We start from the raw sequence: 20,083 nt of genomic DNA on the forward strand, positions 1-20,083 counted from the left end.
TGACTCGGTGTCAACCGTCCGAGACTTCGGGCCGGAGCACATCGCGAAGTGGGCCCACCTGCATTGGCTGTTCGCGTTTTACGAGGCCGATGCTACAACACTGCGTCACTGCTACTACGCGTCGCCAGCGGACATGGCCGCGTGGATCGCGGACAAGCAGCAGTACGTGCGACCTGACGAGGTGCTGGCGCAACGCGTGCCCCAGCGAATCACCGACGAAGACCTCACGGAGGTAATGGGCCCGGAGGCTGACTTTTCCATATCGGACGCGAAGCGCATCATGAAGAAACAGTGGAAGGCTGCGCAGTACCGCGAGCGCGCCGACCTTCCCCAACCAGCGCTACTCACGCAGCGCGATGCTGGAGGTCCTCCGTGAGCGATGTGGATACGTCATCCGCCGAGGGGCGACGCTCAACAATCCACATATCGCAGAGAGTTACCTCATTGACCAAGGGCTGCAGCCCATTACGAAGGACCACGCCGCTCGACTTCGGGAGCTCGTGCGCGAATACCTCGCGAATCGCGCGGAACAGCTAAAGGAAGGCGCCGTCCCCGCCGAGGACGTGGTCGACCCCGTGATTCTCGATCAGGCGGCCAAAGCGGCGGATACCGACGACGCAAGCGCGTAGGCCATCGGCGGCGGCACCGCATTGCCAAGTTGCCCTAGCTGCATATACGTTGCGCCGACCAGTGGCCAATCCTGCGGGAATCCCTGCAGCACAGCGACATCGGGCACAGCCAGTCTGAAATGGCCGTTCGCAGGCACGAAGGCTCTCGCCTCTTCGCGAGTACGCGCTACTCCGTTCGGCCAAATCTCGAGCTGTTCGAAGACTCGCTGTGCCGCAACACTATTGAGGATGCTGGTCGTGTGTCGCGGGCCGGTCAGTGTGCTGCGAATGGTCGGCGAGAGCGCATCAAAGCCGATATCGGAAAGCCCAAGAGCCTCGCGCGCTCCAAGGCACCGTTCCAACCCCTGGTCTTCGATCGACCACAAGCCGCCCTCATCGGTTTGCCTCGTATGGGTTGGTGCGGGCGGCACATAGCGCTGCGCGTCCTTCTTACGCGCGAATCCAACGAAGACGACGCGACGCCTAATCTGTGGCACCCCGTAGTCCTCTGCGCGAAGACACAACATCCGGACGTGATACCGACTGCCAAGCGGCTCAAGTATCTGAGTTCGTACGTAGCCCTCAAACTTCTTGGATGCGAGAGCTGGGACATTCTCGGCGACGAACGCCTGCGGCTTAGTCGTGTTGACGCAGCGGACGAACTCCGGCCACATATCGCGAACGTCGGCGGCGCCAGCTTGACGGCCAGCGATAGAGAACGGCTGACACGGAGGCCCGCCATGGACAACGGCTACTTCGCTTCGCAAAGGCGACCAATCCGCCTTGGTGACGTCACCGTCGATGCCACCGTTCACAGTCCAATCGGGACGCGCGGTCCGCAGCGTTTGCGCCGCGTGTTCAAGAATCTCGAAAGAGGCCGTGTGGTTGAACCCTGCCCGGTCGAAGCCAAGATCGAGGCCACCGCCGCCACTGAACAAGGACAGTGTCGGCAGGCCATTGGGCTCCAACTGTGGCATCAAGTCCCACGGGTCGAGCTTCGGCACGTTCACGTCGTGCAGGGGGGTAGTCACACCCCGCATTGCATCGAGCTTTGCTTGGCGCGACTTGACCGCGATATTGCGGAACTGTGCGCGTTGGCGGGCCGTAAGGTCGCGCGGCTGATGATGCGGATTCGTCGACTTGATACGTGAAGGCACGATCTCGTCGGAGTCGTCGTCTGGCAGATCCGACGTCAAATCGTTAGTCATGCGGAACCACCGACGAGAACCAAAGCGATACCTCTCCTTGAGACCGCAGTCTGTTGCCGTGATCGTAGTGTGACCCGACGACACTGCCGCGGATTCCAGAGGTTGTGTCGTCCTCGGCCCGAGCGCCCGACGGAAAAGTCCCAGACTCCGGCGACATCAGAGCCTCAATGCCATCCGTGGGTCGGTATGCCGTGCCGGGGGGGTATACCGGTGCCCCCGACCGGGGCACGGCCGGACCGGCACGGGCTGGCTGCTCAACCCGTCCGGCTCCCGGCCCGGCCGTCGCTCGGTTACGAGGTGGCGAGCCTCAGCTGCGCGATCGCCGCGGGGTGCGGGAAGCCGAAGCCCACGCGGAGCGTGCAGCGGATCGCCGTGCGGTCGCTCGTGAAGAACGCCGAGGAGTCCACCTGCACGTCGGCGTCCTGCCTCAGGACGAACAGTGAGTACTCCTTCGTGATGCCCCACATGACGGCGCTGGCGATGTCCGGGGTGTGGAGCACCGGCACGCCGCCGACGACGCGGCGGTACTGCTGGCTCGGGTCCGGCCCGAGCAGCGGCTTGTTCGATCCGGTGGCCTCCTTGATCTTGCCGAGCAGCGCGCCGTAGAACGGGTTGACCGCCCACGCGGTGAGCTTGCCGCCCGCGATCTCGACCTGGCTGGCGAGGTCGCCGAACACGTCGAGGTTCGAGCCGAAGGCGTTAGCCGTGCCGGTGAAGCCGTTGGTCACGCCGTTGCCGACCAGCGACGGGACGCCGCTCGGGCCGTTGGGCGTGGACGCGCTGAAGTACGCGGCGTCGACCTTGCGGCGCAGGCTGTTCACCAGTCGGCTGCCGACGAGCTTCGCCGCGTCCTCGGACGAGTCGGCCAGCAGCTCGTTGGAGACCACGGTCAGGCCCGCGACCTTCTTCGGCGTGATGACCAGCTCGGCCAGGTCGAGGTCGTCGGCGGTGATCTCGGTGCCCTCCGGCGTCCAAGAGGTGTCGGGGTCAGCGGCCACGATCGGCACGCGGTACTGGTTGCTGTCGGTGCGTACGACCGTCGAGACCTGTGCGGCGACGCTCTGCGCGAGCAGCGGCTTGATGACGAGTTCGCCCACCTGCTCGGGCGTGAGGATCGAGGTCGAGTTGACTGTCGTGTTAGTCACGACGGAACTCCTTCCCTGAGTAGCGAATAGGAACGACCGCGGGCGTGATCGCCTGCGGGTGAACCTGATTCGCCGCCGCGTCGGCGGACCCCTCAGGGGTGCCCCACTTTCCGCTGGGGTCAGCGGGCGGGCGGCGCGTCGGCTGCGGTCGCCCTTCCCGCCGATTCTATCGCTACCTGCGCAGGTACTTGGAGTGCTCGCGCAGCACCTCGCCGAACGTCGCGGGCTTCTCCGGCGGCACCCCGCCTGCCCTGCCCGCGGTGCGGACCGGCCTGGGCCTGCGCGGAACCCCGGCCTCGGACCGCGCGCCTTCCAGCGCAGTGGCCAGGCCTTCGGCGTCGACGGCGCCGTGCTCGTCGAGGTGGTCCTCGACCCTCACGCCCTTGGCAGTCGCGACGTCGGCGTCGAGGCCCGCGGCCCGGCACGCCTCCATGAAGGCCACCTGGCGCGACCATGACAGCTGCGAGCGCAGCTCGTCGCGCTCGGCCTCGGCGTCCTTGAGCCGCTGTCGGACACCCGGCTTTTTGGGCTGCTCGCCCTCGTCGTCGGCGTCGTGCTCGTCGTCGCCGGGCTCGGCGTCCGTGTCGGTATCCTCGACCCACTCGGCGGTGTCGTCGTCTGCGGTGCCGGCATTGTCGGCGGTGTGGTCGTCGGTGACGGTCATTGTGCTCACTCTCCCTGTGTCGCTTGATCTTTAAGCTGCGGCCAGCTCCGGTGCCGGACGCCCTCAGTGTGGAACTGGACTCGCGTCCTGAGGTCTGCGGGCAGCGCGTAACCGAGGTGCTCCAGCAGGATTCGCTCGGTCGGCGTCGCCGGTCTGCTCCACTGGCCCCAGTGGTCGCCGCGGGCTCGCGTGATGTCGCAGTCCTGCGTGCTGTCCTCAGACCGCTGTAGGTCGTCCGGCAGCCAGTCGAACGCCAGCCAGCCGCGGGGGTCAGGCTGGGGCTTCTGCGGCCCGATGTCGGTGTCGCTCATGGTGTTTCCTCCTCGGTGTGCGATTCGTCGCCCAGCTCGGCGAGCTGGCCCATGATGTGGGTCGTGATCCCGTCGAGGCGCTCGCCGACGTCCTGGTCGGCGAACGGCGCGGTCAGGAACGCGACCAGCTCGGCCGCGACCGTGACGACATCGAGCCCGTCGAGCAGCCCGTGGGTCCCGAGCCGTCGCCTGGCGAGGTCGTACAGGTGCGCCCAGGAGCTCCCCGGCTGGGCCAGCTGCAGGACCGCCATGCCGACCTCGGCCTCGGCGCGGGTGCTCGTGCCGCTCTGCAGGCCGTAGATGAGCCCGCGCCGGGCCTCGCCGAGCACGAAGTCCGCCGTCGCGGCGTCGCCGTCCCAGTCGTCGCTGCCGATACGCGCGGCCGCCATCCAGGACAAGCCGCCCGCCGCCGCCAGCAGCAGCGCCGGGTCGTGGCCCTCGGCGGCCAGCGCCGCCCCCGCGACCCGCTTCGCGCGCGGGGCGTCGCCGCAGGCGTGGCGCGCCACCGCGAGCATGTCCAGCATCGCGGCGCCCATCGCCTCCGTGGGCGGTGCCTCGGTTGTCATGGTGTCTCCCCTTCTCTCTGTCCGCCGCCGGGCGACGGCGTAGCTGGCCTGGGCCCAGGCGCGGCCGATGCGCGCCACCTCGCGGCCCCTTGTGTGTGCCACTCGCCCTCCGCGTGGCCGCACGGCCGGGCGATCGGGCTGCCCAGGTCCGAGTGCAGGGCGAGCCGCCCGCAGGTCCAGCAGCGCATCCAGGCCGCCGCGGACCACGTCCAGCCGGACCCGTTGTGCTCGCCGATCAGCCCGGCCGCGGGGTCGTCTGTGCACAAGCGCTTGACGGCGGGCAGCGGGTTGGCGCCGACCAACAACAAGTCCCCGTCCCAGGCCCGCTCTGCGGCGTCGCGCTCGAGGCCGGGCGCGTGGGCCTCGAGGGAGGAGCCCGTGAGCCCGAGCGTGACGCGCATCAGCAGCGGGCGGCCGCCGTAGACGGTGAACCACCGCCGCCTGTGCGAGTAGGTCGTCGGCCAGTCCAGCCGCCGCGCGAACTCGCCCCACAGGGCGTCGTTGGGCCTCATGCGGTGCTCCCGGCGGTTTTCGGCCCCTGGTCGCCCAGCTCTCGCCTGGGGCGTCGTTTCGGGCGGTCCGGGCGCGGCGTCCGCTCGGGGCGGCGGTTCAGTCGGCCCGCCACGACGCCGGGCGGCCGCTGCGACCTCGGCAGCGACGCGAGCCAGTCCGAGCAGTCGCGCAGCGCCGGGCAGGTCCGGCACCCGGCCATCGCCTGGCGGACGCGCCAGGACGTCGGGTCCTCCTCGTCCCAGACATCGGCGCGGCCCTTGCAGTTCGCGCGGTCCAGCCGCGGGATCTCGCCCAGGACCGATGAGATGCTCTCGACGGGGCTCACGCGGGCCACCCGTCTGTGGTGCGGCATCCGAATCCCCGTGTACTAAGTACACGGTGGGTTTCGTGAATGCCCTGGGCGTGAATGCCAGTGATTGCCAACGTGATTGCTCTGCCAGCGGTTTTGCCGGAAACGTGAATGGCGTGAATGCCCCCGTGAATGCTTTGGGCGCGTGAATGCTCTGCCAGCGGTTTTCCAAAAAACGTGAATGGGGCGTGAATGCTCACAGCGTCACCGCCCCGCTCGCCGGGAACCAGGTGGTCGGCTGCTTTTCGCCGCCGCCGACGATACCGGCCACGCGGGCCAGAACGCCAGCGTCGGTGAGCTTGTCGAGCTTGCGCCGAGCCTTCTCCTCCTGCGCCCGCGTGGGCTTGCCCTCGACCGCGAACATGGCGATCGCGGCGTCGTGTGCGGTCATGCCGTCGGGCCCGCTGGCGGCGACGAGCGCCGCGAGGTCGGTCGCGTGGTGGACGGCGATCTGCCCGGCCTCCTGGTCGTGCAGGAGCTGGAACGGCCCGACCTCACTGGCCGGTTGGCGGATATGGCGGAACCCGACGATCGGGTCGCCGGGGGCGCCGCTGAGCATCACGATCGAGCCGGTGCCGTTGGCGATCCACGCCGAGCCGTAGACGTCGGCCGCGGTCGTCGGCGGCCCTCCGTTGGCGCCGCGCTTGGTCGTGTGGTGAAGCTCGCACAGCTCCACCCCGACGCGCAGTAGCATCTGCCGCGCTCGGTTGTACCCCGCGCCGACCTCGTCCTCGCTGAGCCCGATCGCCGCGTCCTTGACGGAGTCGACGAACAGCGTTGAGGCGTCGGCCGTCTCCGCCAGCAGGGTCAGCAGCTCGGGCCGCTTTGCCACGTCGGCGGGCGGCGGGCCCTGCCAGATCAGCAGTCGGTCGTCGAGTACCGCGCGATCGTCTTCGGTGAACTGCCGTGCCATCGCCCGCGCGATCTGCTGCGGCCGGTCCATCGCGAGGTACAGGATCTTGCCCCCCGCGCGGCTTGACAGGGAGCCCGAGGAGGGTGCCGCCGCCCAGGCCGAGCTGGTTGCGGACGAGCAGGCCCGCGACGGTGGTCTTTCCCAGACCCATCGGCCCGGCGATCATCAGCGACTCCCCGGGTGCCCAGAGCACGTCGTTTCCGTCGCCCCACAGCGCGTCTGGCGTCTTCGGGACGTCGAGGATGAACGGTCCGCCGTGAGAGAACAGCGGTGCCTGCTGGTCGCCAGTGTCGGGCTCCAAACTGTCGGGCTCGAAACTGTATGCGTCGCCGTAGGTCTCGCCGCCGACGTGCGAGAGGTCGGCCGGCCCGGCCTGCTCGGCGCCGTCGAGCGCGGACGCGACGGTTGCGCCGACGCCGCGACCGGTTAGGCCCGAGCGCGCCCCAGCGTCCTCCATCGTGGCCCGCACGATCGCCAAGTCCAGGCCGGCGGCGAGCGCGACCCTCGCGGCGCGGTACGTCGCCGCGTTCAGGGTGTCGTTGCGGGCGCCCTCGGGCGTCCCGGCGACCTCAGTGGCGCAGCTGTCCAGCGTCGCCAGCGCGTAACGGCGCAGCCGGTCGGGCTCCGCGCCGGGCCTCACCACGGTGAGCGGCGGCCGCCGCTGCGGCAGCGGCGGGAACTGCTCGGGGGAAGTGCCTGCGGGCCCAGGCGCGCAGGTAGTGCCCGCCGTGGTCCGGGTCATCGTCGTCGGGTTCCGTTACGCCACTGGTGATCTCGTCCTCGTCGGCGATAGACTGCTCTGCAGGCCTTCGCGGGTCGTTAAGTGGTGGGTCGCCCCCGGTCTGGTCGCCGGGGGCCTCTCTCCATATTCGGTGCCGCCCATGGTCTGGGCTCCTTCGCGGGGTTCCTTAGCCGGGCTCCCTTGCGGACCTACTTGCTGGTCTGGTGGATCACGCTGTACGAGTGCGTGTTTCGGCTTACGCTGCGCCGCCTACCGGGGCGGTGAGCCTCTCGATGTCGGCCACGCGGATTCGGATCAGCCTCGGGCCGACGCGCTGCGCGGGCAGGCGACCCTGCGCGATCCAGCGCCGGACGGTGATCGGGTGGACGTCGAGGTACTCGGCGGCGGTGTCGACGCCGACCATTTCCGGTGCGCGGGATTGCGATTGCTTCTTCATGAGCACGGACGCTATGCCGAGTGTCGGTCAGCCGCTCGGCCCGTTGAGCCGTTTCTGCACCACCAACAGACGTAAGCGCTGGTCGGCCCGGCGTTTCTCCCGCGTGCGGAAACGCCAGGGGCGCAACGGTTCCCGTAGACCCCCTCTACACGCTTCGCGGCGTGTTGCCCCCGTTCGCGAGCCCGGACAGCGCCTCGGCCACCTCGGCGTCGCGGCCGCTGGCGATCTGCTGGTAGATCAGCGAGGCGCGGACTGTCGAGTGGCCGAGGCGCCCCATGGTCTCGACGAGGTTGCCGACGCGGGCGGCCTGGGTGCCGCTGAAGTGGCGCAGGTCGTGGACGCGCACGCCCTCGACGTCGATCGCCTCCTGCGCGTCGACGAAGTAGTCGCGGAAGACCCGGTCGTTGAGGTGGCAGCCGCCCATCGCAGCCGGGAACAGAAGGGCGTCAGGGCCTTTCGCGACGTTCTCGTCCAGGTGCGCCCTGAGGTCGTCCCGGATGTGCGGCGGTACAACGACCTTGCGGCCCTTGCCCGACTTCGGGGTGTCCACGTGGCACTCGCCGTTGCGGTGGGTGGCGCCCCGCGCAATGGTGAGGACCGAGCAGTCTGCGCTCACGTCCTTGCGGCGCAGCTCGATCGCCTCGCCCCATCGCGGCGCGCACCAGGCCATCACCAGCACCATGGCCCGCAGCCGCTTGGGCTCGATCGCGTCGGCCAGCGCGGCGACCTGGCCGGGCTCGAGAATCGTCGCCTGCCGCTTGGTGGCGGCCGCCATCGCCTTGGTGATGTTGCACGGGTTGGCGGGCAGCAGGCCGTCGGTGACCGCGGTCGCGCACACCGCGTGGAGGATCTGGTAGGCGCGGGCGGTCGGCTTGTCCTTATCCATCGCGGCGTGCCACGCGCGGACCGCCTGGGGCGTCAGGTTGCGCAGCGGCACCGCACCGATCAGCGAGCCCTCGACGCGGCGCTCCAGGAGCGACTCGTAGCCCGCCTTGGTGCGCGGCTTGAGCGGCCGCTCCTCGACCCACGTCCTCGCGTAGTCGGCCACCGTGAGCGACCCGGCCAGCCGCTCGGCCTCGCGCCGCGCGGGCGGCGTCCACACGTTGAGCTCGACGAGGCGGCGCTCGTCGACCAGCCACCCTTCGGCGTCCATCTTCGCGGTGTAGGTGCGGGGCGCGTAGTGCCGCACGCAGTCGGGCCCGACGTAGCTGGCCTGCCACCGGGCAGACTTGTTGGGCAGCTGCCGGATCGAGCCCCAGCTCCGCCGCGCCGCATTCGCCTTCTTTCTCGCCACCTGGCTACCTCCGGGTCCGTGCGTCATCTGTGCGACCAGTGTGCTCTATTGTGCTTATAAGAGCTAACGCGATGGGTGTAGACTGGGTCTACAGTATCGGCTGGTCAGCGCGACTTTCCGCTAGTCACGGACGGTGCGGGGCAAACCGCGGGCGGCGTTTTCGAATCCTGCCGGGGGGCACCCTCTAACTGCTGGTTTCACTAATGCCGGGACTACTTCTGGGCCATGGCGAGAGCGAAAGTGACGACCGACGACGAAATTGTCGAGTTCCGGTTCCAAGCACCGTCTGGTCAACAATCAAAGAGGTAGTGCTCGGCCAAACGGGTGGAGTAACCAGCAGAGGCGGGACGGATGAGATCGCGTGGAGTGAGTCACGTCGAGTTTGCAGTGCTGGACTACCAGGAGTCCGTCGAGTTCTACGACGCGATGTTCGGCTGGTTGGGGTTCAGCAGCTTCTCGACACTCGACATGGAGTATGAGTCCACCTACTACATGACGCGGTACCTAAACCCTCACAGCTACATCGGTATCCAACCCGCCGACACCGGCTCGCGGCTTGTCCATGCAGATCAATCGGTCGGGATCAATCACATCGCGTTGTGGGCGCGGAGTCGATCCGAGGTGGACCTTTTCCACCGAGAGTTCTTGGTTGGACGCGGAATTGAAGTCACCGACGATCCACGGGACTATCCCCAGTACCATCCCGGCTATTACGCCGTCTTCTTTGATGATCCGGTCAACGGCATTCATTGGGAACTGGCATGGGTGCCCAGAATCCCGAGCCCCCGCCAGGTCGCGGCCTACTACCGAGCGCTCCGTGGGTTCGCAAGACAACGCCGCGATCTGGCGAATACCGTGCCTGGCCTCGCCTGGCAGGCGAAGCGTCGCCTACCGAGACGGCGATAGGCTGGGAGATGACTGAGGTCGGCGGCGTGGTCGAGTTCGGGTTCAACGGCTGACACCGTCGGCGACACGACATGGACCCCGTCAGATTGCGGCCAGAATTTTGTCTCAGCGAACGCGTTATGCACCAATGCCTTCCGGATCGGCGTTGGTAGCCTCAGCGGGCAGTCTTCGACTCCGTCCCATGGATCGGCGCATGGCCAAGTTCGCGGCTGCGCGCTCACCCCAGGCGACCGCGGTGTTCTGCCCGGTCTGGGACAGGTAGTCACCCGCGAACTGGATGGGATCGGATTCGTCGATGCCGGCCACGAAATCGCCAATGGCGCGATAAACGCCCTGCTGAGTGTGGGGAAGGGCGATCGGCCAGCGGCGAACATAGGTGTAGTCGATCTCGCCCAGGTCGGGAAAGAGGCGACGCAGAGTTTCGACCGAACGTTCGATGATCGCGTCGTCGGTTGCGTCGAACCACGCGGCCGCGGCAGACATCTCCCACGAGATCGTGAACAACCCGTGGCCCGCCGGCGCGCGATCCGGAGCCTTTCGGTTCTCGACGATGATCATGGCGATGTTTCGGTCCTCGCTACGCGGTAGCTGCACCAGGAATGAAGGGTCCGAGGGCGCCCGGGTCGACCCGATGGCCACGTTGATGCCTCGAGTGAAGGTCAGCTTTGCAGCGAAAAGTTCCAGTCGCGCCCGATGATCGGGACAGATCCGGGCCGCCACGGGCAGGGGTGTGGCGACGACCGCGGCATCGAATTCCTCGACCCGGGGTTCACCGGAGGCGTCGCGGTAGCTGATCAGCACGCCGGCTGCGGTCTTAGCGACCTGATCGACGGGCGACGAGGTGCGTACCTCGCCAATCCTGTCGACCATGCGGTTGATGATGTCGGCTTGGCCGCCGATGGTCGTTCCGAGCGTGCCGGCGACTGCGTTGATCAGACCCGACATCAGCTCGACCCGGCTGACCTGGTCTGAGTTGGCCAGCAATAGTGCCCGGGTAACCGGCTCGGCAAAGAACTGATCCGCCTCCGCGCCGGCGACGCGCCGAACGTACGACTGAGCGGTCTCGTCGTCGAGAATGGCTGCCTTGCTGAGGTTGTCGTAGTCGAGCCGGCCGCGGGCTTTCGCTGTCACGATCTCGGCCACCAGTCGCGTCATCCGCAGTTTCGTCGGCCACGACAGGAGTTTGGTCCGCAGGCCCGAACGCACCAGATCGTCGAGCTTGAGAGAGTGTATCCGGCCATCGCGGACAACTCCGAGATACGGTGCGGTGGAAACGATTTCGCAGCCCAACTCCTCGGCGAGCGCGGTAAAGATCGGGTAGCGGGCCGCGATCGCGGTGGCGCCGGTGTCGACGATGTAGCCCTGATCCTTGATCGTCTCGACTCGTCCGCCGGCGTGGTCGGCGGCCTCGAGAACGACGACCTGCCAACCAGCCTGCTTGAGCCGAAGGGCCGCGGTGAGTCCGGCGATTCCACCGCCGACCACGGCTGCGCGCGGATGTGTGTCTGTCATGAGGCTCCTCAGCGGGCTATCGGTAGCGGTAGGAACGCCCGGGTTCGGGCCATCAGGGCTTGGTATTCGGGACGATCACCCATGACCTTGTCCTGGTAGGCGCTGCCCAGCACTTTGGTCAGCATCAAGGTGTTGACCGCGGGCCCGGCGACGGTCCACCAGATGTCGGGGTTGCCTGCGACGGCGACAATCCAAATGCCCCACCAGACCAGCGTGTTGCCGAAATAGTTCGGATGACGCGAGTATGTCCAGACGCCGGTGTTGAGGTAGCGGGGGCGCGTGGACAGCGCGAGGAACGACTGAAGCTGGCCGTCGGCGACCGTCTCGAAGTAGTAGCCGATCCCGAACACCGCTAGACCGACGGCGGTCAGGATCCCGATCTGACCGTTGATCTCGCGGTTACCGAGGATCCCCGCGGTCGACGGCAGCCCGACCAGAATGATCACCAGGGCTTGTGGCTCCATTACTCGGAAGAAGCTCTTCCACCAGTAGCCGTCGGCGTAGTCCTTGCGCCACTGCAGGTAGCGTGGGTCACCACCGTGGGTTGTGACGAACCGGCGCCATCGTGAGCCGAGGTACCAGCCGAGCCGGCAGCCGTGCAGTGCCACCATCAGGAGCAGCAATGCGGCCGTCTGTGAATGCGCGCCGCCGGAAGACCAGAAGCAAATCGCCGCGGGCAGGACGAAGCCGAATCCGTACCAGCCGTCCATGACCGAATGCTCACCCCTGATCAGGCCAAGCACCCAGATCGCAGTCACGATCGCAATCGTCACACCCGAAGCCAAGAGGAAGACCTCCACCTCGGCCGTCGTCAGATTCAGCACTGAATCCTCCCCATTTCCGTGATAGCACTTCGTTCCATTCGGAACGGTGTCTCATTTGACACGAGGTGTCAAACATGACTAGTATCACTCTTCGGGAGGCGACGCGTGAAGCATGAATTTCAGCGGCAACAGTCCGCGTGGCGCGATCGGAAGAAGGCGATGCTGCGCGCCAACATCGTGCGAAACGCGCTGGACCTCTTCGCCCGACACGGCTACGACGAGGTGTCTCTCGACGAGATCGTCGAGGCCTCGCATTGCTCGCGCAGTACCTTCCACCGGCACTTCGGAACGAAAGAAGACCTGCTCTTCCCGGGAGCCGACGAATACCTGACTGCGTTCGAACATGAGCTCGCCCAGGTCGACGACGGCGACGACCCGTGGGTTGCCGCACGTGCGGGTGCCATCCGCGGCCTGCACGGCTTCACCGAATCACTCGATCCCGACCTGAAGGCGAGCTTCGCCCGACTCTGGATGAGCGGCCCGATCCCACGACGTCGATACCAGGAGATCGTCATGTCATGGGAGGCAGTGCTGGTCGTCCATTTTGCTCGTTTCTTGGGTTCCGGCTCCAGCGACGGGCTGGAGTGTCAGCTGCTGGCCTCCATGGTCACGGCCGCGTTGAGGGCGGCCCTGAACGTGGCGGTGACGACGGGTGACGACGTCGACATCACCGCGGCCCGGGCCTTCGATCTCGTCGAATCAAGTCTTCTCGTCCATCAACTGCGCGCAGCCGCGCGTCCCGCCGTCTGAACCAGGAGACGACAATGTTCCCTCGCGGATCCATTCCGGTAACCAGTTTCGGTGACGATCGGGCCGTCAATGCCACCGCGGAGATGGTCGCGATCGTCGCGACCAGCGTTCTCGCCGTCGTGGTCATTGGGCTGGTCATCAAGCTCTGTATGCGTGAGCGAATCACGTGGCCGTTGTTCGTACTCGTCGGCGGCACGGTAACGGCTTTCCAGGAGCCGCTGTTCGATCACCTCTACGGCCTCTGGTTTTACACCGCAGGGCAGACCACTGCCTTCCAGACCTACGGCGTCCACGTGCCGGTGTGGTTGCCGATCATCTACATCTCGTACTACGGCGGACTGACCATTTTCTTCACTCGCCTGTTCTCGCGGGGCATCCCGCAGAAAAACATCGTGAAGTTCTTTCTGATGTCGGTCGCTCTGGCCGCGACGGCGGAGATCTTCTACATCAATATCTGCAACCTCTACGGCTATCAGGACCACCAGGCATTCGTAGTGTGGACCTATCCGGTGTGGGTGGCGTTCGTCAACGGGGTACCGCCGTTCTTGGCGGCGATCGCGCTGGCCCGCCTGGTACCCATTGCGCGTGGCTGGGCACAGCTGGGCTTGATGTTTGTCGTGCCAATTGCGTTCGCGGCGGACTCCTTTGGCACCGGGTTCATCTACCTATCGATCCGGCACGGAGCTTGGGAGAACGGACCAAACATGGGATTGGTGCATGTCGCGGCTCTTCTGACGGCGGCGTTGACCTTCGCGACTGTGCTCACCGCCGCCAAGATGGCCGACCTGAAAACGCCACGGCCAATCAACCCACCGCGACCCTCCGTTGCCGACCAGCCCAATCACGTACACGCATGACCAACACGACAGTGGAAATCGCCGGCACGTCGGCACTGAGCGAGAAGCACCAACGCCTCTGCGTGTGGGCCGGCCTTGCCTTCGTCCCCGTGTTCGGTGCGGTATTCATCTTCATGGGATGGCTACCGCCGCCGTCTCCAAACCTCGGTGCCGCCGAGATCGCTCAAATATTCAGCGACGACCGAATTCGCATCCGAATCGGGATGTACTTGCTCACCTTTGTCGCGCCACTCCTCGCCTTCTTTGGCGCGGCTCTGACGCACCAATGCCGAATGATCGTCGGCAACTCCCCATTAGTGTGGGTGCAGGCGTTGTCTGCCGCGGTGCTGACGCTGGAGTTTCTCATTCCCCAAATGGTTTGGCAGACAGCGCTGTTTCGGACTGAACGCACACCGGCGATGGTGCAGATGCTCAACGACCAGGCCTGGTTGCTGTATCTGGGCGTCGTCGGAACGGTGATGGTGCAACTCATCGTTCTTGCGATCTGCATCTTCCACGACCCGCGCGCGGAGCCGCTGATTCCGCGCTGGGCAGCCTACCTGTGTTTGTGGGTGGCGCTGGGCGTATCAGCCGGCGGATTGATTGTGTTCACCCACACCGGACCGGTCGCGTGGAACGGCATCATTTCATGGTGGATCGTGGTGATCTCATTCTTCGTCTGGATCGCCTCGATGTCGACTCTGATGCTGCGGGCCAGTCACCGGATCGAAGATGAACTCGCAGTGAGTATCACGACCGACGGCTGAGGCAGCGAGCCGCATCGGCCAGCTCGGCCTCGCTGGGCATCAGCAACAGGTCAACACGGGTACGACGCCCGTCGATGTCACGCACGTTGACCGGATTCAGGTTCGGCGCGCTGGGCGGTGCGGGACGATCGTTCGAGTATGCCGCTGCGACGACGGGTACCGACACGGCCCAACTCAATTTCAAGTCCGCAGGTCGTTTCCTTGCACCCAACCGACGTGATCCGATGTTTTCAAATGTACGGAATAGACTTTGCAAAAGGTGGTGGAGTTGAGATTGCAATCGCGGCCTACGCCGACTGCTTGCCCCTTGAACAGCGTGCCGGCCCACTGAAAGTTGCTATCCAACATTGGGGTATTGCGAATCGCTTCTGCTCTTACGCCGAGGTCGGCGAGGGCGGGTCCCGCCGAGAAGATCGCGGCTGCAACAGCTGTGCCTACGATGCTGCCCGCGACGGTGACGCGAGCGACCTTGGAACTGATCATTTTGTTGCCTTTCTCTTGGTTTGCACTATCGAGATGACGGCGGATTCCGCCTTGATTGGCAGAAGCTATTGCAGCTGACTTGGAGTTTTCTTGGCGAATCCGGCTGGCACGCCGCACGCGTTGTTGCCGTGAATACTGGCTTCTACGAACAGCTTTGCAATCGGCCCGGGGGCGTCGTCATTCGGTTCTGTTGTCACAGTTGCCGTTTCGACATAAACAACCCTAAGCGTTGGCTACCCAATCTGCCGTTTCCTCGGGGTTCGAACGTTGAGCATCGCCGCGAGGCGCCGCGCCATTTCTACTGGGCGCGCGATGCGTTCGGCCGTAATTCGCGAGCGATCAGAAAGAGCGGAAAGGTCACGCTAATTCCATGTCAGACTGTGGGCAGCCGCATCACGTACCCCGCTTCCAGCGCAGCCCACAGGGCGCCGTCCGGCCCGAGCGCGAGTCCGTGCGGCTCGCTGCCGGATGGCAGGTCGATCAACGTGACCTCACCGTCGGCGCTTACGCCGGCAATTTGATCGGAGCCCCACAAGCTCACCCACACCCCACCGATCGGATTGGCAATCACCGCGTGCGGCTTTCCGGGTAGCTCGAGCTCCTGTATGGCGTCGTCGATCGGGATGCGGCCCAGCTTGCCGGCCAGGATCTCGGTGAACCACACCGCGTCGTCGTGCGTCGCGGCGATGCCGACGGGCCCGGCGCGCGGCGTAGGCACATCGCGCACGGTCATCTCACCCGACGGCGTCAGCCTTCCGATTGCATTGCGCTGGTTCAGCGTGAACCACAGCGCGCCGTCGGGACCGGCAGCGATCATCGACGGCATGCCGCCCGGCGCAGCCACCTCCGTGACTACGCCGTCGACGCTGATGCGGCCCACCACGCCCGACGTCATGGCGGTGAACCACAGCGCCCCCTCCGGTCCCACAGTGAGTCCCAAAGGTGCACTGTCGCTGGGCAATTCGAATGAACTGAGGTCACCGTGAGTGGTGATCCGCCCGATCCGGTCGTCACCGGCACAGGTGAACCACAGCGCGCCATCCGGCCCGGCGACAATGATCGACGGCTTGCATTGCGGCGCAACCGGGTACACGTCTATGCCGCCGCCGTCGGTTACTCGGGCGATCGCGCCGCCGTGTATCAGCGTCACCCACATTGCGCCGTCCGGCCCGGTGGTGAGCGCGTACGGGCCGCCCGCGACGGGGACTTCCTGAATGCGACTCATGTCGACGTGGTCGGTAACAACTCGTCTCCCCCTCTTCGACCAGGGCACGATGCTCACTTACCATGGACGCCCCGGCGGGAACGTGGAGTTTCGCATCCCGCGAATAGCCGCCACCATACAAGTCCCGACCCGACACGTTGTAGTCGACCGAAGCCGCAACCGCGCAGCAAGTACGTGCCACGACTAGCGATCCCAACCGAGTCCACCGCCGGCGCGGCGCGCCCAACAGCGGCGAAGACGCCCGCTCCGACCGGTCCACGCGGCATGATGGATTCATGGCAGTGCAGCCACCCGCCGACCTGGTGGAAGGCACCGATCCCGAGCGCGGTGCGCTGCTGACGATGCTGCGCTGGGTCGCCGTCATCGGTCTCATCGCCGGTGCCGTGCTGTATTCGAACTGGCTTCTCGAGATGGTCTACACCCGCACGTTGCCCGACCCCGACCTTTACATCAGCGAACTCTCGGCGGCAGATCAGCCGCACGGCGGATGGTTCCGCGGCGGCGACCAGGCCTCGGCGGTCGTACTGCTCTTCGCCGCAGCCGCAGCGTTGATCGGCGTTCCGAGCTGCCGGTGGGGCCGCAGAGGATGGTGGGCACTGGGCGTCTTTGCCGTCGCGACCCTGCTGGACAGCACTGTGTGGCGACTGGTGTGCGCACCGAGCTCGGATGCGGTGTGCAAGGCCCGCGAAGCCTCGGGCACTGTGCCGATCGGCCATCAGCTGCATTGGCTCAGTAGCGGAATGGGCCTGGCCGCCGCGATCGCGTCGTTGCTGGCGTTCGTCCTAGCGGACCGCCGTGCTGTTGCCGCTGCGCCGGTGCGCCGGCTCGGGATATTCATGCTGGCGGCGCTGGTGGGTACCGCGATGTTGACCGGCGTCGCGATCGTCATCGACAGCACCGACCACGTGGGAGTGATCGGGATCGCCCAGCGAGCCGAGCTGGTGGCCTTCGCCGGGTGGTTGATCTATGTCGCGCTGCGCACCGCACTCACCTCGGCTGCCATCGATCCATGACAGCGCACGTCGATGTCGAAATCGGCGGCTATCGCGTGCGGATCCTCGTCGACGGGGGCACCGGTCCAGTCGTGGTGCTCTGCAGCGGACTCGGCGGCCGCGCACTGCACTGGACCGACACCGTCGAATACCTCAAGAACGACCACACGGTCGTGCGCTTCGACCGGCCCGGAACGGCCCAGACGCCGGCGGTGACCTGGCGTCCAACGCTCCGGGGCGAGGCCGATCGCATCGCTGCGGTACTGGACGCACTACGCAGGCCCGAGCCTGCGATCGTGGTGGGGCATTCGGTGGGCGGCTTTTACGCGGAGGGATTCGCCCGCCTGCACCCGCAGCGGGCCCGCGCACTATTGCTGCTGGATTCCAGCATCGCCTACGATAAACCGCGAATTCCGTTGCGGCCCAAGCTTGCCGCCGTTGAGGCGGCGGCGAGGTTGCTCGACACGGCGCACCTACAAGGCCCGCTTGCCCGCGCGGCCATCACGCTGGTGCAGCGACGCCGTCCCGACGGGCTCGACAGCCAAACGCGGTCACAAGTGCACAGCGCCGCGGCCGAGCCGGGACTCGCGCACACGGTGCTGGCCGAATATGTCGCCTACCCCGAGCTCGGGGCCGAGCTGTGCGCGCTACGGGCCGCCCATCCGCTGCCGCCCCTGCGATGCGTGGTCGCGACCGCTCACACCGGCTGGCGCTCCCGCGGCTGGCGCAACCGCCAGATCAGACTGGCCAGATCGCTCGGAGCCCAGCACGTCACCATCGCACCCGCCGGACACCTGGTCATGGTGGAACAGCCGCTGCGCACCGCCGGGCTCATCCGCGCACTTACCACCTGAGCGTCCACCGAGCGCATTTCTACGCAGCCTGAACATAACTCCTCGAACCCGGTTCCCGGTGCCCCGCTGAACCTCTTGGAATCTCCTATGAAAAGCCTGAATACGGCATCAAGCTGGATTTTTACCGATGCACTTCGTATATATTGCCCATAGTCAACGATGTCTTCGGCGCAAGGTGGCACATGAAACTCGACTTGCGAGTTGCCGGGGTTGCATTATCATCTCTTGCTTTTTGTGGCGTGGAAGCGCCCCCGGCCAGGGCAGATGGCCCCACCACCGAAGGTGTCTACGCCTACCAGGAACAGGACGGCGCCGCCGCGACGTGGACCATCAACACCACCTGCGCCCCGAACTGCATCGCGAATGTCACGACGTCACCCGGGCATGGTTTTGCCGCGCCGCTGGTCAACGGCCGTCCTACCGTCACCCGACTCGTGCCGGACGGGGTGAGCTGCCCCACCTACCAACTCGGGGTAGACATCATGGGTGGCGGCAACTGGCCGGTCACCGTGCGTCAGTCGTGGGACCCGCGTCGCCTCGTCGGCCAAGTGGACTTCCTCGACACCCCGGCACCGTGCGGCATTGCCGACCCCCACCAGAGCTTCACGCTCACGAAGATCGGCTGACGACCGCCCCCGGGCGGGCTGCGCCAAGAATTCTCCAAGCCCTCCCCCGCAAGCTTCTTCCCAATACCCCGCTTCGGCGGTGGAAGCGCACCAGGGAGGAACAGCACCATGTCGAACCGATCGCACCGCCACCTGCGGCCCGTCCGGGACGTGACCGCGCCGTCGCTGCAATTCCGCACCATCCACGGCCATCGGCGCGCCTTCCGGATCGCCGGCTCCGGCCCCGTCGTCGTGCTGCTGCACGGTGTCGGTGACAGCTCCACGACCTGGGAGCCGGTGCACGCCAAACTCGCCCAACGATTCACCGTGATCGCCCCCGACCTGTTGGGCCACGGCGAGTCGGACAAGCCACGCGCCGACTACTCGCTGGCGTCGTTCGCCAACGGCCTGCGCGACCTGCTCACCGCACTCGACATCGACCGGGTCACCCTCGTCGGTCATTCCCTGGGGGGTGGCATCGCCGCCCAGTTCGCCTACCAGTACCCACAATTCGTCGAACGCATCGTACTGGTCAGCGCCGGCGGCGTAACGAAGGACGTGAGCGCCGCATTGCGCTTCGCGGCCATGCCGCTGGGCGCCGAGGCGCTTGCCATACTGCGCGTACCCGGCGCCGTTCCGGCGCTGCAGCTCGCCAGCCGCGCGGTTGCAAACGTCGTAGGCTCAACGAGATTCACCCGTGACGTGACCAGCCTGCCGCGCCTGGTCAACGGCTTGCGCAAACCCGGTGCCGTGGAGGCTTTCGCCCGGACCCTGCGAGGGGTCGTCGACACGCGCGGCCAGTACGTCACGATGCTGGACCGCACCTACCTGATGCACGGCCTTCCGGTGCAGATCGTCTGGGGTGAGGACGATTTGATCATCCCGGTGAGCCACGCCCGGCTGGCCCATCAGCAGATTCCCGGGTCGCGCCTGGAGATCTTCGAGAAGTCCGGCCACATGCCGCACGGCGACCATCCGGACCGTTTCGTGCAGATCGTGCAGAAGTTCATCGACTCGACCGAAGCGTTCGACTCCGACCCCGAGTTGATCCGGCAGGCACTCAAGACCGGCGAACGTCAGTACGCCGACTACGAGCCCGCCGACAGCGCGTCGGACCTGGCGTAATGACCGCCATGTACCTTCAATTCGCTGCGCTGTGGCTGGTCCCGATGCTATCGATAACCGTAATCCACTGTGCCGCTTCAGGATTGCTTCCGCGTAACCAGATCGCAGGGATTCGCATCCCGAGTGTGATGGCATCCGACACGGCTTGGCGCGCCGGTCATCGGGCTGCCATTCCCGTCATCTGGCTGACCGCACCGGTGGCCCTGGCCGGCACCGTGGTGGCCGCCATGATCCCCAACCCCGGCCTGGCCGGCCTGCCCGTCCTGGCCTCGTGCGCGCTGTCCATCGCAATTCTGATCCGATCCGCCGTCGTGGCCAACAGGGCCGCCCGACGGGCCGGCGGTGCGTGAGGACGCGCCACCGAAACGACAGAGCCGCACCAGAGAGGAAACATCGTTGCCAGCACACCGACGACGTGTCATCCGACAGCGTCAAAGCCACATCGCGGGCACCCG

The 20,083-nt window shown here is 66.3% G+C and carries 25 protein-coding genes; 11 read left to right on the top strand and 14 right to left on the bottom strand.

Features of this window, described 5'->3' with window-relative positions:
• Positions 1–7 precede the first annotated feature (7 nt).
• A complete protein-coding gene (locus L6444_RS20530) occupies positions 8–376 on the top strand; it encodes a hypothetical protein (RefSeq protein ID WP_236976867.1) in 369 nt (122 codons plus the stop codon).
• Between the two features lie 210 nt (positions 377–586).
• On the opposite strand, the gene L6444_RS20535 is transcribed toward L6444_RS20530, so the two are convergent.
• From L6444_RS20535 to L6444_RS20570, 8 genes are all read right to left on the bottom strand, one after another.
• Entirely contained in the window at positions 587–1,816 is a 1,230-nt protein-coding gene (locus L6444_RS20535; protein WP_236976869.1) for a DNA cytosine methyltransferase, read from the bottom strand.
• A 290-nt stretch (positions 1,817–2,106) separates the two neighbouring features.
• The gene (locus L6444_RS20540) at positions 2,107–2,961 is read right to left on the bottom strand and encodes a phage major capsid protein (RefSeq protein WP_255730797.1); all 855 of its coding nucleotides are present in this window, start codon (positions 2,959–2,961) and stop codon (positions 2,107–2,109) included.
• Between the two features lie 172 nt (positions 2,962–3,133).
• Positions 3,134–3,625: a hypothetical protein gene (locus tag L6444_RS20545; protein ID WP_236976871.1), complete on the bottom strand. Its 492-nt coding sequence runs from the start codon at positions 3,623–3,625 to the stop codon at positions 3,134–3,136.
• Between the two features lie 5 nt (positions 3,626–3,630).
• Positions 3,631–3,936, bottom strand: coding sequence for a hypothetical protein (locus tag L6444_RS20550; protein ID WP_236976872.1), 306 nt, complete (start codon positions 3,934–3,936; stop codon positions 3,631–3,633).
• Positions 3,933–4,502 (bottom strand): hypothetical protein, encoded by a 570-nt coding sequence (locus L6444_RS20555; protein WP_236976873.1) that lies wholly within the window; start codon positions 4,500–4,502, stop codon positions 3,933–3,935. The genes L6444_RS20550 and L6444_RS20555 overlap by 4 nt, the downstream gene beginning before the upstream one ends.
• On the bottom strand, positions 4,499–5,014 hold the full coding sequence (locus tag L6444_RS20560) for a hypothetical protein (RefSeq protein WP_236976874.1): 516 nt from the start codon (positions 5,012–5,014) through the stop codon (positions 4,499–4,501). Before L6444_RS20560 ends, L6444_RS20555 begins: the two co-directional genes overlap by 4 nt.
• Positions 5,011–5,367: a hypothetical protein gene (locus tag L6444_RS20565; protein WP_236976875.1), complete on the bottom strand. Its 357-nt coding sequence runs from the start codon at positions 5,365–5,367 to the stop codon at positions 5,011–5,013. Before L6444_RS20565 ends, L6444_RS20560 begins: the two co-directional genes overlap by 4 nt.
• A 193-nt stretch (positions 5,368–5,560) precedes the next feature.
• Positions 5,561–6,307, bottom strand: coding sequence for an AAA family ATPase (locus L6444_RS20570; protein WP_236976876.1), 747 nt, complete (start codon positions 6,305–6,307; stop codon positions 5,561–5,563).
• A gap of 226 nt (positions 6,308–6,533) precedes the next feature.
• On the opposite strand from L6444_RS20570, the gene L6444_RS20575 reads away from it, so the two are divergent.
• Positions 6,534–6,707 (top strand): hypothetical protein, encoded by a 174-nt coding sequence (locus tag L6444_RS20575; RefSeq protein ID WP_236976877.1) that lies wholly within the window; start codon positions 6,534–6,536, stop codon positions 6,705–6,707.
• A 547-nt stretch (positions 6,708–7,254) separates the two neighbouring features.
• Here the strand turns inward: L6444_RS20575 and L6444_RS20580 are convergent.
• Positions 7,255–7,455 carry a helix-turn-helix domain-containing protein gene (locus tag L6444_RS20580; protein WP_236976878.1) on the bottom strand — a complete coding sequence of 67 codons (201 nt, stop codon included), beginning with the start codon at positions 7,453–7,455 and terminating at the stop codon, positions 7,255–7,257.
• Positions 7,456–7,600: 145 nt separating this feature from the next.
• Entirely contained in the window at positions 7,601–8,749 is a 1,149-nt protein-coding gene (locus L6444_RS20585) for a tyrosine-type recombinase/integrase (protein WP_236976879.1), read from the bottom strand.
• Positions 8,750–9,100: 351 nt separating this feature from the next.
• Between L6444_RS20585 and L6444_RS20590 the strand changes: the two genes are divergently transcribed.
• Positions 9,101–9,655, top strand: coding sequence for a VOC family protein (locus L6444_RS20590; protein ID WP_236976880.1), 555 nt, complete (start codon positions 9,101–9,103; stop codon positions 9,653–9,655).
• Positions 9,656–9,772: 117 nt separating this feature from the next.
• On the opposite strand, the gene L6444_RS20595 is transcribed toward L6444_RS20590, so the two are convergent.
• Together L6444_RS20595 and L6444_RS20600 are read right to left on the bottom strand one after the other, a co-directional pair.
• Positions 9,773–11,167, bottom strand: a complete 1,395-nt coding sequence (locus L6444_RS20595) for a protoporphyrinogen/coproporphyrinogen oxidase (protein ID WP_236976881.1) — start codon at positions 11,165–11,167, stop codon at positions 9,773–9,775.
• Between the two features lie 8 nt (positions 11,168–11,175).
• A complete protein-coding gene (locus tag L6444_RS20600) occupies positions 11,176–11,991 on the bottom strand; it encodes a DUF1295 domain-containing protein (RefSeq protein WP_236976882.1) in 816 nt (271 codons plus the stop codon).
• A gap of 105 nt (positions 11,992–12,096) precedes the next feature.
• Here L6444_RS20600 and L6444_RS20605 point away from each other — a divergent pair, with 105 nt between their 5' ends.
• From L6444_RS20605 to L6444_RS20615, 3 genes are read left to right on the top strand one after another with little or no spacing between them, the layout of a single operon-like run.
• Positions 12,097–12,741, top strand: a complete 645-nt coding sequence (locus tag L6444_RS20605; RefSeq protein WP_236976883.1) for a TetR/AcrR family transcriptional regulator — start codon at positions 12,097–12,099, stop codon at positions 12,739–12,741.
• 14 nt (positions 12,742–12,755) lie between these two features.
• A complete protein-coding gene (locus tag L6444_RS20610) occupies positions 12,756–13,598 on the top strand; it encodes a hypothetical protein (RefSeq protein WP_236976884.1) in 843 nt (280 codons plus the stop codon).
• The gene (locus tag L6444_RS20615) at positions 13,595–14,344 is read left to right on the top strand and encodes a hypothetical protein (RefSeq protein WP_236976886.1); all 750 of its coding nucleotides are present in this window, start codon (positions 13,595–13,597) and stop codon (positions 14,342–14,344) included. Before L6444_RS20610 ends, L6444_RS20615 begins: the two co-directional genes overlap by 4 nt.
• 180 nt (positions 14,345–14,524) lie before the next feature.
• Here the strand turns inward: L6444_RS20615 and L6444_RS20620 are convergent, their stop codons facing one another.
• Both L6444_RS20620 and L6444_RS20625 read right to left on the bottom strand, forming a co-directional pair.
• The gene (locus tag L6444_RS20620) at positions 14,525–14,944 is read right to left on the bottom strand and encodes a hypothetical protein (RefSeq protein WP_236976888.1); all 420 of its coding nucleotides are present in this window, start codon (positions 14,942–14,944) and stop codon (positions 14,525–14,527) included.
• Positions 14,945–15,200: 256 nt separating this feature from the next.
• A complete protein-coding gene (locus L6444_RS20625) occupies positions 15,201–16,052 on the bottom strand; it encodes a virginiamycin B lyase family protein (protein WP_236976890.1) in 852 nt (283 codons plus the stop codon).
• 275 nt (positions 16,053–16,327) lie between these two features.
• On the opposite strand from L6444_RS20625, the gene L6444_RS20630 reads away from it, so the two are divergent.
• From L6444_RS20630 to L6444_RS20650, 5 genes are all read left to right on the top strand, one after another.
• Complete coding sequence (locus L6444_RS20630; RefSeq protein WP_236976891.1) at positions 16,328–17,065, top strand: DUF998 domain-containing protein; 738 nt, start codon at positions 16,328–16,330, stop codon at positions 17,063–17,065.
• A complete protein-coding gene (locus L6444_RS20635) occupies positions 17,062–17,898 on the top strand; it encodes an alpha/beta fold hydrolase (protein ID WP_236976892.1) in 837 nt (278 codons plus the stop codon). Before L6444_RS20630 ends, L6444_RS20635 begins: the two co-directional genes overlap by 4 nt.
• Before the next feature lie 182 nt (positions 17,899–18,080).
• Entirely contained in the window at positions 18,081–18,524 is a 444-nt protein-coding gene (locus L6444_RS20640) for a hypothetical protein (RefSeq protein WP_236976893.1), read from the top strand.
• A 108-nt stretch (positions 18,525–18,632) separates the two neighbouring features.
• Positions 18,633–19,628: an alpha/beta fold hydrolase gene (locus L6444_RS20645; RefSeq protein ID WP_236976894.1), complete on the top strand. Its 996-nt coding sequence runs from the start codon at positions 18,633–18,635 to the stop codon at positions 19,626–19,628.
• Between the two features lie 44 nt (positions 19,629–19,672).
• Complete coding sequence (locus L6444_RS20650; protein ID WP_255731318.1) at positions 19,673–19,978, top strand: SdpI family protein; 306 nt, start codon at positions 19,673–19,675, stop codon at positions 19,976–19,978.
• The last annotated feature ends 105 nt before the right edge of the window (positions 19,979–20,083 follow it).

It is taken from the genome of Mycobacterium kiyosense (assembly GCA_021654635.1).
GTDB lineage: Bacteria > Actinomycetota > Actinomycetes > Mycobacteriales > Mycobacteriaceae > Mycobacterium > Mycobacterium kiyosense.